This window comes from Aeromonas rivipollensis, from assembly GCF_010974825.1.
GTDB classification, from domain to species: domain Bacteria; phylum Pseudomonadota; class Gammaproteobacteria; order Enterobacterales; family Aeromonadaceae; genus Aeromonas; species Aeromonas rivipollensis.
This window is the reverse complement of record NZ_JAAILA010000010.1, coordinates 45,304-64,638: the sequence shown is the minus strand read 5'-3', so window position 1 is coordinate 64,638 and position 19,335 is coordinate 45,304. Positions and strand designations below refer to the sequence as shown.

Below are 19,335 nucleotides of genomic sequence, written 5' to 3'. Positions count from 1 at the left end.
CATGAGAGTGATCGGACTCCTCTTGCCGGTGCTGTTGTTGACGGCCTGTGGCGGGCAGGAGGACATGGACGAGTACGTACAACAAACCAAGGCGAGGAAACCCATCCCGATCGAGCCCTTGCCGGAGATAAAACCATTCTCCCCCATGGCCTATCAGCGCAGTGATCAACGTAGCCCCTTCATTGAACCGCAACCAGAGACCAGCTCCAGGGTGGATGCCAAGACCAAGCCGGACTGTGCCCAGATAGTGGCCAGTCGGGAGAAGGAGGTGCTGGAGCGCTACTCGCTGGCCAGTTTGAGCATGAAGGGATCCATCGGCAAACAGGGACAGTTGTGGGCACTGATCAGGACCCCGGACGGGCAAGCCGTGCGTGTGGGGCTCAATCAGTACATGGGGCTGGATCAGGGAAGAGTCATCAAGATAACGAATACCCATGTTGACTTGATGGAAACGGTACCGGATGGCAAAGGATGCTGGGTCACCCGAGAAACTCAGCTGGCCATGGCCAATCTCGACGCAAAACTATGATCAGGGATGAGCAGAGATGAGAACAACAATAAGAAGGATGAGGGGTGTGGCGCTGCTGTGGCTGGGCGTATGCACTCAGGTGTGGGCGGTGCCGGCGTTGCAGGAGGTCAAGGTGAATCCGCTGCTGGCCGATCAACTCTTGCTGGAGCTGAGCTTCAGCGAGCCAGTGAGCGGATTTACCGACAGACTGTCGTATGAGCCCAATCAGCTCCTGCTGCACGTGCCCGGCGCCATAGGGGCGCTGACGGTCAACCCGCTGCCCATCAAGCAGCAGGGGGTGGACAACCTCAAGGTGGAGGGCAAGGGAGAGGGGCTGGATATCAAGATAGCGCTCGATCAGCTGACCCCTTATCAGGTCCATCAACAGGGCAACAAATTGCTGGTGTCATTGGGAGAGAAGGCCGGCCAGCCGGTGGCTGCGACGACGGTCTCTCCAACTGCCAGCCCGTCGGCCCTTGTCAGGAGCCAGCCTGTTACCCAGTCTGCGCTGATTGATACCCAGCGGGTCGCCCAGAACCAGTCTCAGTACCAGCCCGCGGCTGTCTCCTCTCCCGTGGCGGCTCCCGCCCCTGTTGCTGCCAGCAAACCCGTGTTGTCCGTCTCGCAGGCGAATACAGGCGGTGCTTATTTCAACTCGGTCAAGGGGGTGGATTTTCGCCGTGGCAAGGAGGGACAGGGGGAGTTTCTGGTGACCCTGGACAACAGCTCGGCGGCAGTGGATGTGAGCAGCCGCGGCCAGAAGGTGCTCGCCAAGTTCCACGGTACCCGGATCCCGGATGATCAACTGAATCTTATCAATGTGCAGGATTTTGCGACCCCTGTCTCCCAGGTGGAGGTGTTCCGCCAGGGCAATGACACCCTGTTTGAGCTCTCGGTCAATGGTCAGTTTGATTATCGCTACGACCAGGCCGACAAGATGTTCATCATAGAGGTGAAGAAGCGGGTCGCGACCACGACAGCGAAACAATATCAGGGCAAACCAATCTCGTTGAACTTCCAGGATATTCCTGTTCGGACAGTGCTGCAGATCATCGCCGACTTCAATAATCTCAACCTGGTGACCACGGATTCCGTCTCCGGCAATATCACCCTGCGTCTCGATGGTGTGCCCTGGGAGCAGGCGCTCGACATCATCCTCAAGGTCAGAGGGCTCGACAAGCGGCTGGACAACAACATCCTGCTGGTAGCCCCGGCGGAGGAGATTGCCGCACGAGAGAAACAGCAGCTGGAGAGCCGCAATCAGGTAGCCGACCTCGCGCCGCTCTATACCGAGTACCTGCAGATCAACTATGCCAAGGCATCCGAAGTGGCGGCCCTGCTCTCCTCCGATAGTACCAAGCTGCTCTCTCCCAGAGGGGCGGTGAGCGTGGATGAACGCACCAACGTGCTGGTGGTCAAGGACACGGCGGATGTCATCAGCAACGTCAAGCGGATGCTGGATATCCTCGATATTCCGGTCAAGCAGGTGGTGATCGAGGCGCGCATGGTGACCATAGACGACGGTTTTGACGAGGCCCTGGGAGTGCGTTGGGGGGTGACCAAGAATGACGGTCACGGTAACAGTACCTCGGGCACCATAGAGGGTAATGATGATTCAGGTAATGATAATGGCAGCTCACAAATTACACGTGATCCTGACGCATTGGACAATCGTCTCAACGTCAACCTGCCTGTGACCAATGCCGCCGGTACCCTGGCCTTCCAGGTAGCTCGTCTGGCCAATGGCACTCTGCTGGATCTCGAACTCTCCGCCCTGGAGAAGGAGAGCAAGGCCGAGATCATCGCAAGCCCCAGGGTGACCACCGCCAACCAGAAGCCGGCCCTGATCGAGCAGGGGACAGAGATCCCCTATGTGGAGTCTTCGTCCAGCGGGGCGACCTCGGTCACCTTCAAGAAGGCGGTGCTGAGTCTCAAGGTCACGCCACAGATCACCCCGGACAACAGGGTCATTTTGGATTTGACCGTGACCCAGGATACCAAGGGGGAGACCGTCCCGACCGGTACCGGGGATGCGGTCTCCATCAACGCCCAGTCCATCACCACCCAGGTGCTGGTCAACAACGGCGAGACCCTGGTGCTGGGCGGCATCTATCAGCAGACCATCAAGAGCGACGTCAGCAAGGTGCCGCTGCTGGGGGATATTCCCGGTCTCGGTTACCTGTTCAAGAAAACCACCAGCGAGAACAAGAAGCGTGAACTGCTGATCTTCGTGACCCCGAGGATAGTCACCGACGCCCTCTGAAAACTTTACATGTGAGGGTAAAACACATATAACCTTACGCCCCGATGAGGCTGGGGCGTAAGGGCTGCGGTTGCCAGTCCTGGTTTCTATTGAGATAATCCCCCTCCTGATCCATCGCAAGATAAGGTTCATAGGTACCCCGGTCGAGTAGTTACCGGGGCCATACAGTTTGTAATTACTAACGAAAAGACATGGCTGAGAAACGCAATATTTTCCTGATAGGTCCCATGGGTGCGGGCAAGAGCACCATAGGTAGACATCTGGCAGAACAACTGCACATGGAGTTTTTCGACTCAGATCATGAGATTGAGCGCCGCAGTGGTGCCGATATCGGCTGGGTGTTCGATGTTGAAGGCGAAGAGGGTTTCCGGATCCGCGAAGAGAAGGTGATCGGTGAACTCGCCGAGCAGCAGGGTATCGTGCTGGCAACGGGCGGCGGCGCCATCAAGAGCCGTGAAACCCGCAACAAACTCTCTGCGCGCGGCATCGTGGTCTACCTCGAAACCACCATTGAAAAGCAACTGGCGCGTACCCAGAGAGACAAACGTCGCCCCTTGTTGCAAACCGAAGAGCCGCCCCGCGAAGTGCTGGAGCGTCTGGCCCAAGAGCGCAACGCCCTGTATGAAGAAGTCGCAGACTTTGTCATCCAGACGGATGATCAAAGTGCAAAAGTTGTAGCTAATCAAATCGTTAAGTTGATTGGTATGTAATCAATAGAGGACGTCCATGGAAAGGTTGAAGGTCGAACTGGGTGAGCGCAGCTACCCGATTGAGATAGCTGCTGGTCTGTTGCAACGCCCCGAGGTGCTGGCGCAGACGATCAAGGGCAAGCGGGTCATGATAGTGACCAACACAGTCGTCGCCCCCTTGTATCTTGAGCAGATCATTCAGTTGCTGCCCGGTTTTCAGGTTGAACACCTGATACTGCCGGATGGCGAGGCCTACAAGACCCTGACTACCTTCGAGCGGATCATGTCTGCTCTGCTGGAAACCAGCCATGGGCGTGACACCACTCTCATCGCCCTGGGGGGCGGCGTGATAGGCGACGTTGTCGGCTTTGCTGCGGCAAGCTATCAGCGAGGCATTCCGTTCATTCAGGTGCCTACCACACTGCTTTCCCAGGTTGACTCCTCCGTCGGCGGCAAGACCGCCGTCAACCACCCTCTTGGCAAAAACATGGTGGGCGCCTTCTATCAGCCCAAGCATGTGATCATCGACACCGACTGCCTCAAGACCCTGCCTGCGCGGGAATTTGCCGCCGGCATGGCCGAAGTGATCAAGTACGGCATCATCTGGGATGCGGCCTTCTTCGCCTGGCTCGAAGTCAACATGGCGCGGCTGCAACGTCTTGACGCAGAAGCCCTTTCTTACGCCATTCGCCGTTGCTGTGAAATCAAGGCCGACGTGGTCGGTCAGGACGAGACCGAGCATGGCGTGCGCGCCCTGCTGAACCTGGGTCACACCTTCGGCCATGCCATCGAGGCCGAGAAGGGCTATGGCAACTGGCTCCATGGGGAAGCGGTGGCGGCAGGCATGATGCTGGCGGCCGAAACGGCCCTGGCCCGTGGCGACATGACGGCGCAAGAGGTTGCACGAGTCCGCGACCTGCTGCTGGCGGCGGAGCTGCCGGTGCTGGCGCCGCCCGAGATGGACTTTGCCGCCTTCATTCGCCATATGCGCCGTGACAAGAAGGTGCTGGAAGGCAAGCTGCGGCTGGTGTTGCCAGTCGGGATCGGGCAGGCCCAGGTGGTGGCCGATGTGACGGATGCGCAGCTGATGGCGGTGATCGAGTCTGGTCGTGACCAATAACAAATTGCTGAAATTGCCTTCCCAGCGGCAGCTGGTTGACCGGCTGCTGCATCTGATTGAGTTCAATCACCCCTATATTTTTCTCTCAGGCAAGCCCGGCAGCGGCCGTGGCACCCTGTGTGAATCCCTGCTTGCCCAACTGCCTGACACTGTTCGGGTGGTGAGCCTCATCGGCAGCCCGGCCATGAAGATGGCGGACGTGCGCCAGTTGCTGCTTCAGCAGGTGGTGGCGCGCCCCCTGTTCAATGCGCAGGATGCGCTGGCCGACAGCTTCTTCCGCATGCTGGAGGGCAAGCCTTCCACCCTGCTGCTCATGATCGAGCGCGCCGACACCCTGCCCGCCGAACTGGTGGGGGAGCTGTGGGCGCTCTGTCGCCATAACGATACCCTGGCCTCTCCCCATAAACTGGCCATCCTGCTCTCGGGCAGTGACGTCTGGTGTCGCGATCAGAAGAGTGCCCTCAAGGGGCGGGCCATGCCCGCACTCGAGCTGGAAGTCGCGCCACTGAGCGCGCCTGAGCAACGCATCTTCCTGTATGAGAAGGCCAAGGAGCTGAAGATCCCGGCGGCCCTCTTGCCCAAGCCGAAAGTGGAAGAGATCCTGAAGGGGGCGGGGGGACACCCGTCCGCCATCATGCAGTCATTGGAGGATGTCATGACCGACAGAAGGCCCAAGAAACGTCAGGCCGAGTTGCCCGTCAAGAAGATTGCGACCGTGCTGGCCCTGGCGGCCGCCGGTTTGCTGGCCCTGAGCTATCTCCCTCTGTTCGAGGAGGCAGGCAAGGAGCAGGCCCCGGCCTCGTCCAAGGGGATGGCATTGCCCGACCCCGTCGCCACCGATCCGCTGAATGTCGGTGCGGCGAGCGGGGCTCAGGCGAGCAGTGGCGCCGATGCCAGCTCTTCAAGCAACCTGGTTGCCCGGGATTGGCAACCGGATGCCAAGACCTTGCCCAAGAAGGTCGAGAGCGAGACGGTCACCACTGAGTCGAGCAATTACGAGGGGCGCCGGGTCGTCATCTCCGATGAAGTGGTTGAGAAATTGATGACACAGCCCAACGTCAGCGGTGCCCTGCCGACGGCTGTGGTGGACGAGCTGGTCGGCGGGAGTTCCCGTGCGGCCCCGACCGGGGCGGCGGCACAGACACAGAGCACGGCGCCTGTTGCCAAGGCGACGCCCACTCCTGCCGCGACTGCGCCCGCCGCGGCACCGGCACCCAAGGTGGCCCTGACGCCGGTGGCGACCCTCAACAAGAAGGCGAGGAACCATTACAGCATCCAGTTAATGGGGGCGAGCAACACCCAGGCGGTCGACAGCTTCGTGGCCGAGCATGGGCTGGCGGGCAAGGTCTGGGTCTACAAGACCCGCTTCCGTGGCAGCCCCTGGTACGTGGTGGTGCAGGGCGACTATGCCAACAGTACCCAGGCCAAGGCGGCGATCCGCAAGCTCTCCCCCGCCTTGCTCAAGGGACAGCCCTGGCCCAAGTCGTTTGCCCAGATACAAAAAGAATTGAAGCAATAGCCAGTCGCCCGGGGAAGGGGGTAGAATCGTCCCCCTTTTTTGGGCATTGCCTTCTTAACACCGGACTTCCATGAAAAAAACACGCGCGTTTTTAAAATGGGCCGGGGGAAAATACTCCCTGGTCGAAGAGATTGCCGAGCGCTTGCCGGCCGGGCGTGTGTTGCTGGAGCCCTTCGTCGGAGCGGGCTCCGTGTTTCTCAACACGGATTACGATGCCTATGTGCTCAACGACATCAATCCGGATCTGATCGGTCTCTACAACCATCTCAAGCGGCAGCCGGACAACTTCATCCACGAGGCGCGCAAGCTGTTTGTGGCCGAGCACAACCACAAGACTGCCTATTATCGGTTGCGCACCCAGTTCAACCAGACCGAAGCCGGGTTCGAACGGGCTCAGCTATTCCTGTTTCTGAATCGCCACGGGTTCAACGGCCTGTGCCGCTACAACAAGAAGGGCGGCTTCAACGTGCCGTTCGGTTCGTACAAGAAGCCCTATTTTCCGGAGAAAGAGCTGTGGGCCTTCGCCGAGAAGGCCCAGAAGGCGACCTTTATCTGCGAGAGTTATGCCGATGCCATGGCCAGGGCGGAGGAAGACTGGGTGATCTACTGCGATCCCCCCTATGCGCCGCTCTCCACCACGGCGAGCTTCACCAGCTATTCGGCCGGTGGCTTCACCCTGGATGATCAGGCCCTGCTGGCCAGGCTGGCGCGCCATACTGCCGCCCACAAGGGGGTGCCCGTGCTCATCAGCAATCACGACATCGAGCTGACCCGGGAACTCTATCGCGGTGCCCGGCTGGACGAGATCCTGGTCAAGCGCACCATCAGCCGCAACGGTGGCAGCCGCAACAAGGTGGCCGAGCTGCTGGCGCTCTACCCGCCTGGCATAGCCCCCGAGCAGGGCCATTACCCCGGCGAGGCCGAGCTGGTCTCTGTCGGTTGAGTCATGAACGGTCCCTGCGGGGACCGTTGTCGTTTCTGCCCGGGCAGTCACCTGTCTGGTGGGGCAAGTGCAAGGCCCGCGTCTTCTGCAGGTGCGGTTCGTTTTCATCCCGCCTTTGCGGCGAGACTCGCGGCCCGCGTCTTCTGCACCTGCGGTCCGCATTCCCTGTACGTGCGGGTCGTTTTCATCGCCCATTTGCGATAAAATTGCGCCGCTTTTTCTGCCACGCTGCCAATGGATGACGCTGATGAAAGACTTTCTGATTGCCCCCTCTATCCTCTCCGCCGACTTTGCCCGCCTGGGCGAGGATGTGGCCAAGGTGCTGGCCGCCGGGGCCGACGTGGTGCACTTCGACGTGATGGACAACCACTATGTCCCCAACCTGACCATAGGCCCCATGGTCTGTCAGGCTCTGCGCGACTACGGCATCGAGGCGCTCATCGATGTGCACCTAATGGTCAAGCCGGTGGATCGCATCGTCCCCGATTTCGCCAAGGCGGGTGCCAACCTGATCACCTTCCACCCGGAAGCCTCCGATCACGTGGACCGTACCCTGGGTCTCATCAAGGAGCAGGGCTGCCAGGCCGGTCTGGTGCTGAACCCGGCCACGCCGCTCACCTGCCTCGAGTACGTGATGGACAAGCTGGACGTGATCCTGCTGATGTCGGTCAACCCGGGCTTTGGTGGTCAGAGCTTCATCCCTGGCACCCTCGACAAGCTGCGTCAGGTGCGTCGTCTGATCGACGAGAGCGGCCGTGACATTCGCCTCGAGATCGACGGTGGCGTCAAGGTGGAGAACATCCGCGAGATCGCCGCCGCCGGGGCTGACATGTTCGTGGCGGGCTCCGCCATCTTCGGCAAGCCGGATTACAAGGCGGTGATCGATCAGATGCGGGCGGAGCTGGCTCATGTCCGTTGAACGTCCCTTCGATCTGGTGCTGTTCGATCTGGATGGCACCCTGATTGACAGCGCCTCCCAACTGGCGCTGGCGGTCAACCGCACCCTGACCGATCTGGGGCTGCCCGAGGCCGATGAGGCCGTGGTGCGCACCTGGGTCGGCAATGGCGCCGACAAGCTGATCCAGCGCGCGCTGGACTATCGCGAGGCGCCCGAACTGTTTGCCAAGGCCCGCCCCCTGTTTGACCAGCACTATCAGGCCTGCCTGCTGCAAGGGTTGGCCATGTATGACGGGGTGGAGCAGAGCCTGCGCCGCCTGCAGGCGCTCGGTTACCGCCAAGCCGTGGTGACCAACAAGCCGAGTCACTTCGTGCAGCCCATTCTGGATGCCCTCGGCATCGGCGACTGCTTCGCGCTCTGGCTGGGGGGCAACTGCGTGCCCGTCAAGAAGCCGAGCCCGGATCCGTTGCTGCACGCCTGCCAGGAGCTGGGGGTCAGCCCGTCCCGTACCCTTATGGTGGGAGACTCCGAAAATGATGTGCTGGCCGCCCAGGCTGCCGGCATGAAGGTGGTGGGGCTCACCTACGGCTACAACTATGGCCGCCCCATCGCAGATTCCCGCCCTGACTGGGTATGCGAGCAGTTTGCAGAGCTCGATGCCCTCTTGGCTGAATAACAAGGATCAACACATTCATGGCTAAACCAATCGTATTGAGCGGGGCCCAACCCTCGGGCCAGCTGACCATAGGCAACTACATGGGCGCCTTGCGTCAGTGGGTCAACATGCAGGATGACTTCGACTGCCTCTACTGCATCGTCGATCTGCACGCCATCACCACCCGCCAGGAGCCTGCCGCCCTGCGCAAGGCCTGCCTGGATGCCGCCGCCCTCTATCTGGCGGTCGGCATAGATCCGGCCAAGAGCACCGTCTTCATCCAGTCCCACGTGCCCCAGCACGCCGAGCTCGGCTGGATCCTGAACTGCTATACCCAGATGGGCGAACTGTCGCGCATGACCCAGTTCAAGGACAAGTCCGCCCGTTTCGAGAACAACGTCAACGTCGGCCTGTTCGGCTATCCGGTGCTGATGGCGGCGGACATCCTGCTCTATCAGGCCAACCAGGTGCCGGTCGGCAACGACCAGAAGCAGCATCTGGAGCTGACCCGCGACATCTGCACCCGGTTCAACAACCTCTACGGTGAGGTCTTCACCCTGCCTGAGCCCTTCATCCCGACCGACGGTGCCCGGGTGATGAGCCTGCAGGATCCCACCAAGAAGATGTCCAAGTCCGACGACAACGAGGCGAACTTCATCGGCCTGCTGGAAGATCCCAAGCAGATCGTCAAGAAGATCAAGCGGGCGATGACCGACTCGGATGAGCCGGCCGTGGTGCGCTTCGATCCTGAGAACAAGCCGGGGGTCTCCAACCTGCTGACCCTGATGTCCGGTGTGACAGGTCGCTCCATCCCCGAGCTCGAGCAGCACTTCGAGGGCAAGATGTACGGCCACCTCAAGAGCGAGACGGCCGATGCCGTGGTCGCCCTGCTGGAGCCCATCCAGGCCCGCTTCCGCGAGTTGCGTCAGGATGAGACTCATCTGCAGGCAATTTTGGCGGCTGGCGCACAAAAGGCGCGGGAAAGGGCTGAAAAAACCCTGATCAGCGTATATAATGCCGTCGGCTTCGTTCCTCGAGCCTGACATACTGGGAAGGTGTAGTTGTAGAGAGCTGGGTATTTGCCTGGCTTTCTTTGTTTTACCCGACCCCTGGTTCGTCATCTCCTCTTCCAATGTCAAACGCGGGCGCTTGCCCCAAGAGAAAGCATGTCTGTCGAATCAAATACAGTGATTGAAGAACTGAGTGACAAGGGCCACTGGCTGCGCAAGTTCCGCAAGGCCAAGAACCTCAACACCCTGCAGCTGATGGTCTCCAATGCCATCGACAAGCACCACAAGACCCCCGCCATTGCCGCCGCCATCTATCTGGCCGAATGCCAGCGCGAGCGCGAGCTGGAGCAGGGGCGTTATCTGGATCGCTAGGCGCTCCCGGGCTCTGCCCATCTGCCGATGGGCCGCCATTTCACACTCCGCTTTCGGCCCTTGCGCCTTGTTCCGTCTTTTTCCCCTGTTCCCCTGCCCAGTCATGGACTATCCGGCGTCTTCTGTCTGCGCTCGTCCGCTTCCTCGCTAAAGGGGATGAGTTGCATGGGACAATGCCATCGAGATGGCAGAGAGTTGGTCTTGCAGAAATGAGGCTGCCATCCATACCCGCGCATAGCCCCTCAGCGGTTTATTAACGGGGGCAGACATGCCAGAATGCGCGGCGTTTGTCCGTGGACGGCCGGCATGGGCAGTCCGATCACCGTCTCTGTTCTATTCCCTGGGCTCTCTCATGCTGCTACTCATCGACAACTACGACTCCTTTACCTGGAACCTGGTGCAATATTTTGGCGCCCTGGGTCAGGAGGTGCAGGTCAGGCGCAACGACGAGCTGAGCCTGGACGAGATAGTCAGGCTCGCCCCCTGTCATCTGGTGATCTCCCCCGGCCCCTGCACGCCCAATGAAGCGGGCATCTCCCTGGCTGCCATCTCCCGTTTTGCCGGCGAGATCCCCATCCTCGGCGTCTGCCTCGGCCATCAGTCCCTGGCCCAGGCGTTTGGTGCCCGTGTGGTCCGTGCCCGTCAGGTGATGCACGGCAAGACCTCCCTCATCCGCCATCGGGGGGAGGGGGTGTTCAAGGGGCTCAAGGATCCGCTGCGGGTCACCCGCTACCATTCGCTCATCGTGGAGCGCGAGACCCTGCCCGATTGCTTCGAGATCACCGCCTGGAGCGAGCACGCCGATGGCTCCATGGACGAGATCATGGGGCTGCGGCATAAAACACTGGCACTGGAGGGGGTTCAGTTCCACCCGGAAAGCATCTTGAGCGAGCAGGGGCACCAGTTGCTGGCCAACTTTTTGGCCGTTTCCTGAAAAAATCGTGATCCTCGTCTCATAATCGAAATGAGGCCAAAAAAATTTTCCCTGACACTTTATTCACCCTGCTTCCTGCCCAAATTATCTCTTGCCAACACCCCCTGAGCCGTTATGCAATGCGGTTGCCTAAAATCTCACAGGCAATCGAACATTGTTCCTCATTGGCGGTTAAGTTACAGACTTTTTACTTTTTTTCTGTGATAATTTCGCCACGTTTACACGGATTTAACTTTTGGGCGGTGGATTATTCTGCCGCGATATAGCAGGAGAGCAATATGTCAGAGTTGTTGGCAGTGACACGTGAAGTGTTTGATGAAGTGATGGTTCCCAACTATGCGCCGGCCAAGATCATTCCGGTGCGCGGTGAGGGATCACGTGTCTGGGATCAGGAAGGCCGCGAGTATGTCGACTTCGCGGGCGGGATCGCGGTCAATGGTCTGGGCCATTGCCATCCCAAGCTGGTCGAAGCCCTGAAAACCCAGGGCGAGAAGCTGTGGCACCTCTCCAACGTGATGACCAACGAGCCTGCCCTGCGCCTGGCCAAGAAGCTGGTCGCCGCCACCTTTGCCGATAAGGTCTATTTCTGCAACTCCGGCGCCGAAGCGAACGAAGCCGCCCTCAAGCTGGCCCGTCGTTACGCCATCGACAAGTTCGGTGCCCACAAGACCCAGATCATCGCCTTCCACCAGGGCTTCCATGGCCGTACCTTCTTCACCGTGAGCGTCGGCGGCCAGGCGGCCTACTCCGATGGTTTCGGTCCCAAGCCGGCCGACATCACCCATGTGACCTACAACGATCTGGCCGAGCTGGCCTCCGTCATCTCCGATAATACCTGCGCCGTGGTGATGGAGCCGCTGCAAGGTGAGGGTGGCATCATCAGCCCCACCGACGAGTTTGCCAAGGGCGTGCGTGAGCTGTGCGACAAGCACAATGCCCTGCTGGTCTATGACGAGGTGCAATCCGGGGTCGGTCGTACCGGCGAGCTGTTCGCCTACATGGGCCTTGGCGTCACGCCGGACATCCTCACCAGCGCCAAGGCGCTCGGCGGCGGCTTCCCCATCGGCGCCATGCTGACCACCACCGAGATAGCTTCTCACCTGAAAGTGGGCACTCACGGCTCCACCTACGGCGGCAACCCGCTGGCGTGCGCCGTGGCCGAAGCCGTGCTGGACGTGGTCAACACCCCACAAGTGCTGAGCGGTATCAAGCAGCGCGAGCAGCTGTTCCGCGACGGTCTCGCCGCCATCAACGCCAAGTACCACTGCTTCAGCGAAGTGCGTGGCCAGGGCCTGCTGCTGGGCGCCGTGCTGAACGATGACTTCAAGGGGCGCTCCCGCGACTTCCTGCTGGCCTCCATCGATCAGGGGCTGATGGCACTGGTGGCAGGCACCAACGTGGTGCGCTTCGCACCCTCACTGGTTATTCCGGAAGCGGACATCAAGGAAGGGTTGGCACGGTTCGAAAAAGCGGTCGCTCAGGTGGTTAACGCCTGATCCAAGTTGAGGTGGGGAGCCCTCCCGGCAGGAGCCGGGACCCCACCTGTCGTCAATGAAAGGGAGTTGTCATTTATGTTGGTTATCCGTCCTATCGAGCAGCGCGACTTCGCCGGCCTCAAGACCTGTGCCATCGAATCCGGCACCGGCATGACCTCGTTGCCGGTCAACGATGAACTGCTGCAACGCAAGATCGATGCCTCGACCCAGACCTTCCTGGACAAGCCCGCCGGCAAAGGCGATTGCCTCTACTTCTTCGTGGCCGAAGACCTGGAGACCGGCGAGATGGTCGGTACCTGCGCCATAGACGCGGCGGTCGGCCTGTCCCAGCCGTTTTACAACTACCACATCGGCAAGGTGGTGCACTCTTCCCCCAAGCTCGGCATCTACAACGTGGTCGAGACGCTCACGCTCTCCAACGACTACACTGGCAACTCCGAGCTCTGCACCCTGTTTCTGCGCGAATGTGCCCGCGAGGGGCTCAATGGCCGTCTGCTCTCCAAGCACCGCTTCCTGTTCATGGCCGAGCACCCCGAGCTGTTTGACAAGACCGTCTTCGCCGAGATGCGCGGCGTCTCCGATGAGAACGGTCACAGCCCCTTCTACGAGTGGTTGCAAAAGCATTTCTTCTCGATGGACTTTCCCACCGTCGATTACCTCACCGGCATTGGCAAGAAGCGCTTCATCGCCGAGCTGATGCCCAAGTACCCGATTTACGTCAATCTGCTGAGCAACGAGGCGCGGGCCGTCATCGGCCAGACCCACGAGAAGACCCGCCCTGCCATCAAGATGCTGCAGGACGAGGGCTTCGTGAACCGTGGCTATGTCGACATCTTCGATGCCGGCCCCACAGTCGAGTGCGACGTGAAGCACATCCGCAGCGTGCGCCGCAGCCAGAAGCTGGCGGTGCTGGTGGGTGAGCCCATCGGCGGTCACACCTACCTCGTCTGCAACGCCAGGTTCGAGCAATACCGCGCCTGCTACGGCAACATCCGGGTCGATCTGGACAAGCACGAAGCCATCATTCCGCCCAAGATGGCGGCCGCCCTCAAGGTGGAGAGTGGCGACATGGTTCGGGTCGTCGATCTGGAATAACGGGTCCATATCACCGCATTGAAACAGGCTGCCGAGGCGGCCTGTGCACCACAGGGAGTGAATTGATGATGTCTTTAGTCCAGTTTATCGATGGCCAGTGGCTGGCCGGTGAAGGCAAGCCGTTCGAATCAAAAGATCCGGCCAGGAACGAAGTGATCTGGCAGGGGGAGGCGGCGAGCGCAGCCCAGGTGGATGCCGCCGTCAAGGCGGCCCGCGCGGCCTTCTACCATTGGTCCGATCTGGCCCTCGAGGATCGTCTGGCCATAGTGCGCCGCTATGCCGATCTGCTCGGCGAGCACAAGGAGGCGCTGGCCCTGACCATAGCCCGGGAGACCGGCAAGCCGCTGTGGGAGACCCGCACCGAAGTGGCGGCCATGCAGGGCAAGATCGCCATCTCCATCCGCGCCCATGACGAGCGCACCGGCACAGTCGAGAACCCCATGCCGGGCGCCAAGGCGTTCGTGCGCCACAAGCCCCACGGCGTGGTCGCCGTGTTCGGCCCCTACAACTTCCCGGGCCACCTGCCCAACGGTCACATAGTGCCGGCGCTCATCGCGGGTAACGCCGTGGTGTTCAAGCCCTCAGAGCTGACCCCCATGGTGGCCGAGGCCATGCTGAAGATCTGGCAGGCGGCTGGGCTGCCCAAGGGGGTGCTCAACCTGGTGCAGGGCGAAGTGGAGACCGGCAAGGCCCTGGCGGGCAACCCGGATATCGATGGCCTCTTCTTCACCGGATCGTCGCGCACCGGCCACTTCCTGCACCAGCAGTTTGCTGGTCAGCCGGGCAAGATCCTGGCCCTCGAGATGGGTGGCAACAACCCGCTGATCGTGAAAGACGTGAGCGACATCGACGGTGCCGTCCATGCCATCGTGCAATCTGCCTTTATCACCTCCGGTCAGCGCTGCACCTGCTCCCGCCGCCTGTTCGTGGAGCGCGGCACTAAGGGGGATGCCCTGGTGAAACGCCTGGTGGAGGTGGTCGGCCAGATCAGGGTCGGTCTCTATGACGCCGCCGAACAACCCTTTATGGGCGCCATGATAAGCGAGAAGGCGGCGCTGGGCATGGTCGAGGCGCAGGCCAACCTGCAAGCGCTCGGCGGTGAGAGCCTGCTCAGCCTCAAGCACCTGGAAGCCGGCACCGGCTTCGTCTCCCCCGGCATCATAGACGTGACTGCCGTGGCGGCACTGCCTGACGAAGAGTACTTCGGCCCGCTGCTGCAGCTCATTCGTTACGACGACTTCGATGCCGCCATCGATCAGGGCAACGCCACCAGCTTCGGCCTCTCGGCCGGCCTGCTCGGCGACAGCGAAGCGGACTGGCAGCACTTCTTCAAGCGGATCCGCGCCGGCATAGTCAACTGGAACAAGCCCATCACCGGTGCCTCCAGCGCCGCGCCCTTCGGCGGCATAGGTGCCTCCGGCAACCACAGGGCGAGCGCCTACTACGCCGCCGACTACTGTGCGTACCCGGTCGCCTCGGTGGAAGACAGCAAGGCCGCCATGCCGGATCAGCTGTCCCCCGGTCTGACCTTCTAATAACAAAGGGGCACTGAACAGGTGCCCTTGTCTGTACCCGCAATCAAAGGAAAGAGAGATGCAAAAGGATATCGAGACCCTGTTTGGCCATCTGTGGGACAACTACATTCAAGTCACCCCCAGTGCCCACAAGGTTCACCAACTGCTGGGGGGCGGTGCTCCCATCATCAACGATCACGTGGCGTTTCGGACCTACAACCTGCCCAAGCTCGGTCTCGAGAAACTGGCGGCCCACTTCCGTGCCTTGGGGTATGAGGAGAAGGGCGAGTATGTGTTCAAGGCCAAGAAGCTCTATGCCAAACACTTCGAGCACTCAGACCCGGACGCCCCCAAGGTGTTCATCAGCGAGCTGAAGGTGGAAGAGCTCTCGGAAGGCGCCCAGGCCATTATCCACAAGCTGGTGGATCAGGTGCCCGATCACCTGACCGATACCCCGGCCTTCCTCTACACAGGGGCGCCCTGGCAGGTCTCCTGGAGCGATTACCAGACCCTGCTGGCGGAGAGCGAGTACGCAGCCTGGATGGCTGCCTGGGGTTATCGTGCCAACCACTTCACGGTCAATATCAACCGCCTGAGGGATTTTGAGACCATAGAAGAGGTCAACTCGGCCCTGAAGGCGGCGGGCTTTGTGCTCAATACCGTGGGCGGCGAGGTGAAAGGGGACCCGCAGGTGATGCTGGAGCAATCCTCCACCATGGCGGACAAGGCCGAGGTTGCCTTCAGCGACGGCGTGCGCGCCATACCGAGCTGCTTCTACGAGTTTGCCCGGCGCTACCCGCAGCCGGACGGTGTGCTCTACCCGGGCTTCGTCGAGGCGTCGGCGGACAAGATCTTCGAATCCACCAACGCCATGTGATTGCCCCGCCCACTAAAAACGCCCCAGATGGGGCGTTTTGTTTTTTAAGGGAGCAGGGTGAAGCGCGTCGTGGGCCCGGTGCCTTGGTTTGGCGTCACACCCGCTGCAGTTCGCCCTCGGTGGCGAGCACAGTCGCCATGCCGCCGGCTTTGCCTGCCTCTATGCCGATGGGGGTGTCTTCGAACACCAGGCAGTTGGCCGGGTTGGCGCCGAGCAGCTCGGCCACTTTCAGGAAGGTGTCGGGATGGGGCTTGTGGTTGGTCACGTCGTCGGCACTCACCAGCACTGGGATGAAGGCATCCAGGCCGGTATTTCTCAGTATGTGCGTCGCATGATCCCGGGTTGAGCCTGTGCCTATGCCCATGGGCACCTTGCCGTGGCAGCGCTTGACCAGCTCCCACATGGCGGGGAAGACGCTGACCTTGTCGATATGCTCCAGATAGAGGGCTATCTTGCGGCGGGCGAAGGCCTCCACATCGATCTCCAGCCCGTGCTGCTCGGCCAGCATGGCGACTATCTTGCGGGTGGGAATGCCGCCGTATTCATTGAGCTGAACCCGATCGAACGGCAGGCCGAATTCGGCGCTGGTTGCCTCCCAGGCATCCAGGTGCAGGGGCATGGAGTCCACCAGGGTGCCGTCCATATCGAAGATCAGGGCATCGTATTGCTCAAACCGGAACTGCTCGGACATGGGGTGCTTCCTCCTCGGCTAAAAGAGCACACTACCAGATCCGCTCCCCCTATGCCGCGACCGCCGTCATGGTAGGGGAAGGCAGCGGGTTTGACCATGGGCTGCTGATTTATGAGACAATAATGTGCTCTGCGCCTCGGGTGCCGGCATCTCACAGTAGCGAGCCTCTTTATGTCCCCAAAAACCGTCTTCTCAAGCGTGGCCCTGGTGATCGCCCTGGGCTCGTTGGAAAAGAGCATAGTCACCACCCCCTTGCCCATCATAGGCGCCGAGCTGAACGCCGGCGCCGCCCTCACCTGGGTGGTCACCGCCTACCTGCTGGCGGCCACCGCGGCCCTGCCCATCTACGGCAAGCTGAGCGATCTGTTCGGCCGGGTGCGGATGCTCAACATCGGCATAGGCCTGTTTCTGGCGGGATCCGTGGCCTGCGCCCTGGCCCAGGATCTGCCCACCCTGCTGGCGGCCCGCGTGCTGCAAGGGCTGGGGGGCGGGGGGCTGATCGCGCTGGCCTTCACCGTCATCGCCGACTGCATTCCCCCGCGGGAGGTGGGCAAGTATCAGGGGTATATCTCGGCGGTCTATGCGGTCTCCAGCATCGCCGGGCCCCTGCTAGGGGGCTACTTCACCGAGCAGCTCAGCTGGCGCTGGATCTTCTGGATCAACCTGCCCCTCGGGGCGCTCGCGCTCTGGCTGGTGAACCGCAACCTGGGCCACCTCAATGTGCGCCGCCACAGTCGCTTCGACTGGAAGGGGGCGGGGCTGCTGATTACCGTCACCACGCTCAGCTTGCTGCTGCTCTCGCCCGAGACAGCCCTGCCTGCCATCTGGCTGGCGGCAGGACTGGTGATTGCCCTGCTGCTGCTGATCCTGGTGGAGCGGCGGGCCCAGGATCCCATACTGCCCGCCCATCTGGCCCGCTTGCCCGGTTATCTGGTGAGTGTGCTGCTGGCGCTGGCCTCGCAACTGCTGATGTTCGCCGTGCTGGTCTACCTGCCGCTGCAGATGCAGTGGCAGAAGGGGATGGGGGCCAGCGAGAGCGGCCTCTACATGGTGATCTTCATGGTCTGCATCACGGCGGGGGCCTTCGTCGGCGGCAAGCTCATAGGTCGCACCGGTCACTACAAGCGCTTCGTGGTGGCGGGCTTCGCCCTGGCGGCGCTGGCTCTGTGGCAAATTCACTTCGATCTCTTTGCCAATCTGGGGTTGGGCTTCGCCGGTCTGGGGCTCGGGCTGGTGCTGCCGGCTCTCTCTGTGGTGGTGCAAAACGCCCTGCCGCGAGAAGATCGCGGCATCGGCATGTCGTTATTCAACTTCGGTCGCGAGCTGGGGGGCGCGGTCGGGGTGGCCATCTGCGCCGTGCTGTTCCACGGGGCCCTGCCGGCCGGGACCAGCCACAACCTGGCGAGCCTGAGTCCTGCCGAGCTGGCCCCGGGTTTCAGCGCCACCTATGTGGGCATGGCAATGATCGCCAGCGCCGCCTTCCTCATCACGCTGCTGGCATTGAAGCGCCACGAGCTGGCCAGCATCCCGGCCTGATGCGCTTCCTTGACACAAAAAAGGGCTCCCGAGGGAGCCCTTGTTGCGTGTGAGCGTGGGGAGCTGCCCATCAGATCCGGAGGCTGACGGGGCGCAGGGCGGCGATAGCCCCGCCAAAGAGCGCCATGGCTAGCAGCGCCAGGGCCACAGGCCCCGCACTGTAGGCAAACCCGGCGACGGCGGACCAGAGCGCCACCCCGAGGTGCATCATGGTCATCGCCAGCGACATCAACATGCCCCTGTGGGCCGACGAGAGCCCGGCAATGTGGCCCTGCAGGGCGGGGGATCCTATGCCGCCCGCCAGCGCCCACAGCCCGAGCGGCAGCAGCAGGGCAGGCAGTGAGGCGGGAGAGAGATAGAAGCCGACGCTGGCCGGCACGCAGACCACCAGGGCCAGGCGCATCAGGACGCGCCCGCTCTCGACCCGGCCAGACAAGCGGGGCATCAGCAGGTTGCCGATGACGCTGATGATGCCGAGGGCCCCATAGAGGAGCCCCACAGACCCCATCGACAGGCCCTGGGTGTCGCGCAGGTGCTGGCCGACCAGGTTGAAGAGGCCAATGCCGCCCCCCAGGCCCAGGCACATGGCCAGCAGGGCGCCGACCGCACCCGGGATGGCCAGCAGGCGGACACCCTTCTCCTCCTGCTGCGCCGCAGATATGTCTGCCGAAGGCCTGCCGGCGGGCAGCAGGGCCAGGGCCGCCGCCACCCCCCAGGCACAGAGGCCGAGCAGGATAAAGGCTGCGCGCCAGGAGTGCCACTGAGCGAGCAGCGCCCCCAGCGCCGGGCTCGCTATCATGCCCAGCGTCAGGCCGGACTGCACCCAGGCAATGCGCTTCATGGCATCTTTGCCCGTGCCGTCTGCCGCCAGGGCAAAGGCGATGGGCAGCATGCCGGCACTGGCGAGACCGGTGAGCACCCGGCTTGCCAACCCCCACTCGAAGCTATTGACCAGGCCGGTGGCTATGGAGGCGGCACCGAACAGCAGGGCGGCGGGCAGCATGATCCTCACCCTGCCGAGGCGATCCGAGAGGCTGCCGAGCAGGGGGGCGATCAGCGCCAGCGCCAGGCTGTAGGCGGTGATAAACAGCGTGACCCGCTCGGGCTGGACCCCTAGCTCCCGGCCTATGGGGGTCAGCAGGGGGCCCAGCATCAGCTCATCGGCACCCACCAGAAACGCAATAAAAAAGAGCAATACTTTCAATAGCATGATGT

The 19,335-nt window shown here is 61.7% G+C and carries 18 protein-coding genes; 16 read left to right on the top strand and 2 right to left on the bottom strand.

The window, feature by feature from the left end:
• Position 1: 1 nt before the first annotated feature.
• The 15 genes from G4923_RS06935 (at position 2) to G4923_RS06865 (ending at position 15,893) form a co-directional block, all read left to right on the top strand.
• Complete coding sequence (locus G4923_RS06935; RefSeq protein WP_025326151.1) at positions 2-529, top strand: pilus assembly protein PilP; 528 nt, start codon at positions 2-4, stop codon at positions 527-529.
• Positions 530-545: 16 nt separating this feature from the next.
• On the top strand, positions 546-2,771 hold the full coding sequence (locus G4923_RS06930; protein ID WP_163136295.1) for a type IV pilus secretin PilQ: 2,226 nt from the start codon (positions 546-548) through the stop codon (positions 2,769-2,771).
• Between the two features lie 191 nt (positions 2,772-2,962).
• A complete protein-coding gene (gene aroK / locus G4923_RS06925; protein WP_010673824.1) occupies positions 2,963-3,481 on the top strand; it encodes a shikimate kinase AroK in 519 nt (172 codons plus the stop codon).
• A 16-nt stretch (positions 3,482-3,497) separates the two neighbouring features.
• Positions 3,498-4,580, top strand: a complete 1,083-nt coding sequence (aroB, locus tag G4923_RS06920; protein ID WP_111910331.1) for a 3-dehydroquinate synthase — start codon at positions 3,498-3,500, stop codon at positions 4,578-4,580.
• Complete coding sequence (locus G4923_RS06915) at positions 4,570-6,099, top strand: SPOR domain-containing protein (RefSeq protein WP_111910330.1); 1,530 nt, start codon at positions 4,570-4,572, stop codon at positions 6,097-6,099. The genes aroB and G4923_RS06915 overlap by 11 nt, the downstream gene beginning before the upstream one ends.
• Before the next feature lie 70 nt (positions 6,100-6,169).
• On the top strand, positions 6,170-7,042 hold the full coding sequence (locus G4923_RS06910; protein ID WP_139745818.1) for a Dam family site-specific DNA-(adenine-N6)-methyltransferase: 873 nt from the start codon (positions 6,170-6,172) through the stop codon (positions 7,040-7,042).
• A gap of 247 nt (positions 7,043-7,289) precedes the next feature.
• Complete coding sequence (rpe, locus tag G4923_RS06905; RefSeq protein ID WP_106887543.1) at positions 7,290-7,961, top strand: ribulose-phosphate 3-epimerase; 672 nt, start codon at positions 7,290-7,292, stop codon at positions 7,959-7,961.
• Positions 7,951-8,616, top strand: a complete 666-nt coding sequence (locus G4923_RS06900; protein WP_163136293.1) for a phosphoglycolate phosphatase — start codon at positions 7,951-7,953, stop codon at positions 8,614-8,616. Before rpe ends, G4923_RS06900 begins: the two co-directional genes overlap by 11 nt.
• Before the next feature lie 17 nt (positions 8,617-8,633).
• On the top strand, positions 8,634-9,638 hold the full coding sequence (gene trpS, locus G4923_RS06895; RefSeq protein WP_163136291.1) for a tryptophan--tRNA ligase: 1,005 nt from the start codon (positions 8,634-8,636) through the stop codon (positions 9,636-9,638).
• Positions 9,639-9,761: 123 nt separating this feature from the next.
• On the top strand, positions 9,762-9,977 hold the full coding sequence (locus tag G4923_RS06890) for a hypothetical protein (protein ID WP_106887541.1): 216 nt from the start codon (positions 9,762-9,764) through the stop codon (positions 9,975-9,977).
• A 352-nt stretch (positions 9,978-10,329) separates the two neighbouring features.
• Entirely contained in the window at positions 10,330-10,911 is a 582-nt protein-coding gene (locus tag G4923_RS06885; RefSeq protein ID WP_163136289.1) for an aminodeoxychorismate synthase component II, read from the top strand.
• Between the two features lie 278 nt (positions 10,912-11,189).
• A complete protein-coding gene (locus G4923_RS06880; RefSeq protein ID WP_163136287.1) occupies positions 11,190-12,407 on the top strand; it encodes an aspartate aminotransferase family protein in 1,218 nt (405 codons plus the stop codon).
• A 75-nt stretch (positions 12,408-12,482) separates the two neighbouring features.
• Positions 12,483-13,502 (top strand): arginine N-succinyltransferase, encoded by a 1,020-nt coding sequence (gene astA, locus G4923_RS06875; RefSeq protein WP_025326162.1) that lies wholly within the window; start codon positions 12,483-12,485, stop codon positions 13,500-13,502.
• A 65-nt stretch (positions 13,503-13,567) separates the two neighbouring features.
• A complete protein-coding gene (gene astD, locus G4923_RS06870) occupies positions 13,568-15,037 on the top strand; it encodes a succinylglutamate-semialdehyde dehydrogenase (RefSeq protein WP_163136285.1) in 1,470 nt (489 codons plus the stop codon).
• A 58-nt stretch (positions 15,038-15,095) separates the two neighbouring features.
• A complete protein-coding gene (locus G4923_RS06865) occupies positions 15,096-15,893 on the top strand; it encodes a DUF1338 domain-containing protein (RefSeq protein ID WP_163136283.1) in 798 nt (265 codons plus the stop codon).
• Positions 15,894-15,987: 94 nt separating this feature from the next.
• On the opposite strand, the gene G4923_RS06860 is transcribed toward G4923_RS06865, so the two are convergent.
• Positions 15,988-16,584: an HAD family hydrolase gene (locus G4923_RS06860; RefSeq protein ID WP_163136280.1), complete on the bottom strand. Its 597-nt coding sequence runs from the start codon at positions 16,582-16,584 to the stop codon at positions 15,988-15,990.
• 171 nt (positions 16,585-16,755) lie between these two features.
• On the opposite strand from G4923_RS06860, the gene G4923_RS06855 reads away from it, so the two are divergent.
• The gene (locus G4923_RS06855) at positions 16,756-18,120 is read left to right on the top strand and encodes an MDR family MFS transporter (RefSeq protein WP_163136278.1); all 1,365 of its coding nucleotides are present in this window, start codon (positions 16,756-16,758) and stop codon (positions 18,118-18,120) included.
• Positions 18,121-18,190: 70 nt separating this feature from the next.
• On the opposite strand, the gene G4923_RS06850 is transcribed toward G4923_RS06855, so the two are convergent.
• Positions 18,191-19,330 carry an MFS transporter gene (locus tag G4923_RS06850; RefSeq protein WP_163136276.1) on the bottom strand — a complete coding sequence of 380 codons (1,140 nt, stop codon included), beginning with the start codon at positions 19,328-19,330 and terminating at the stop codon, positions 18,191-18,193.
• Positions 19,331-19,335 lie beyond the last annotated feature (5 nt).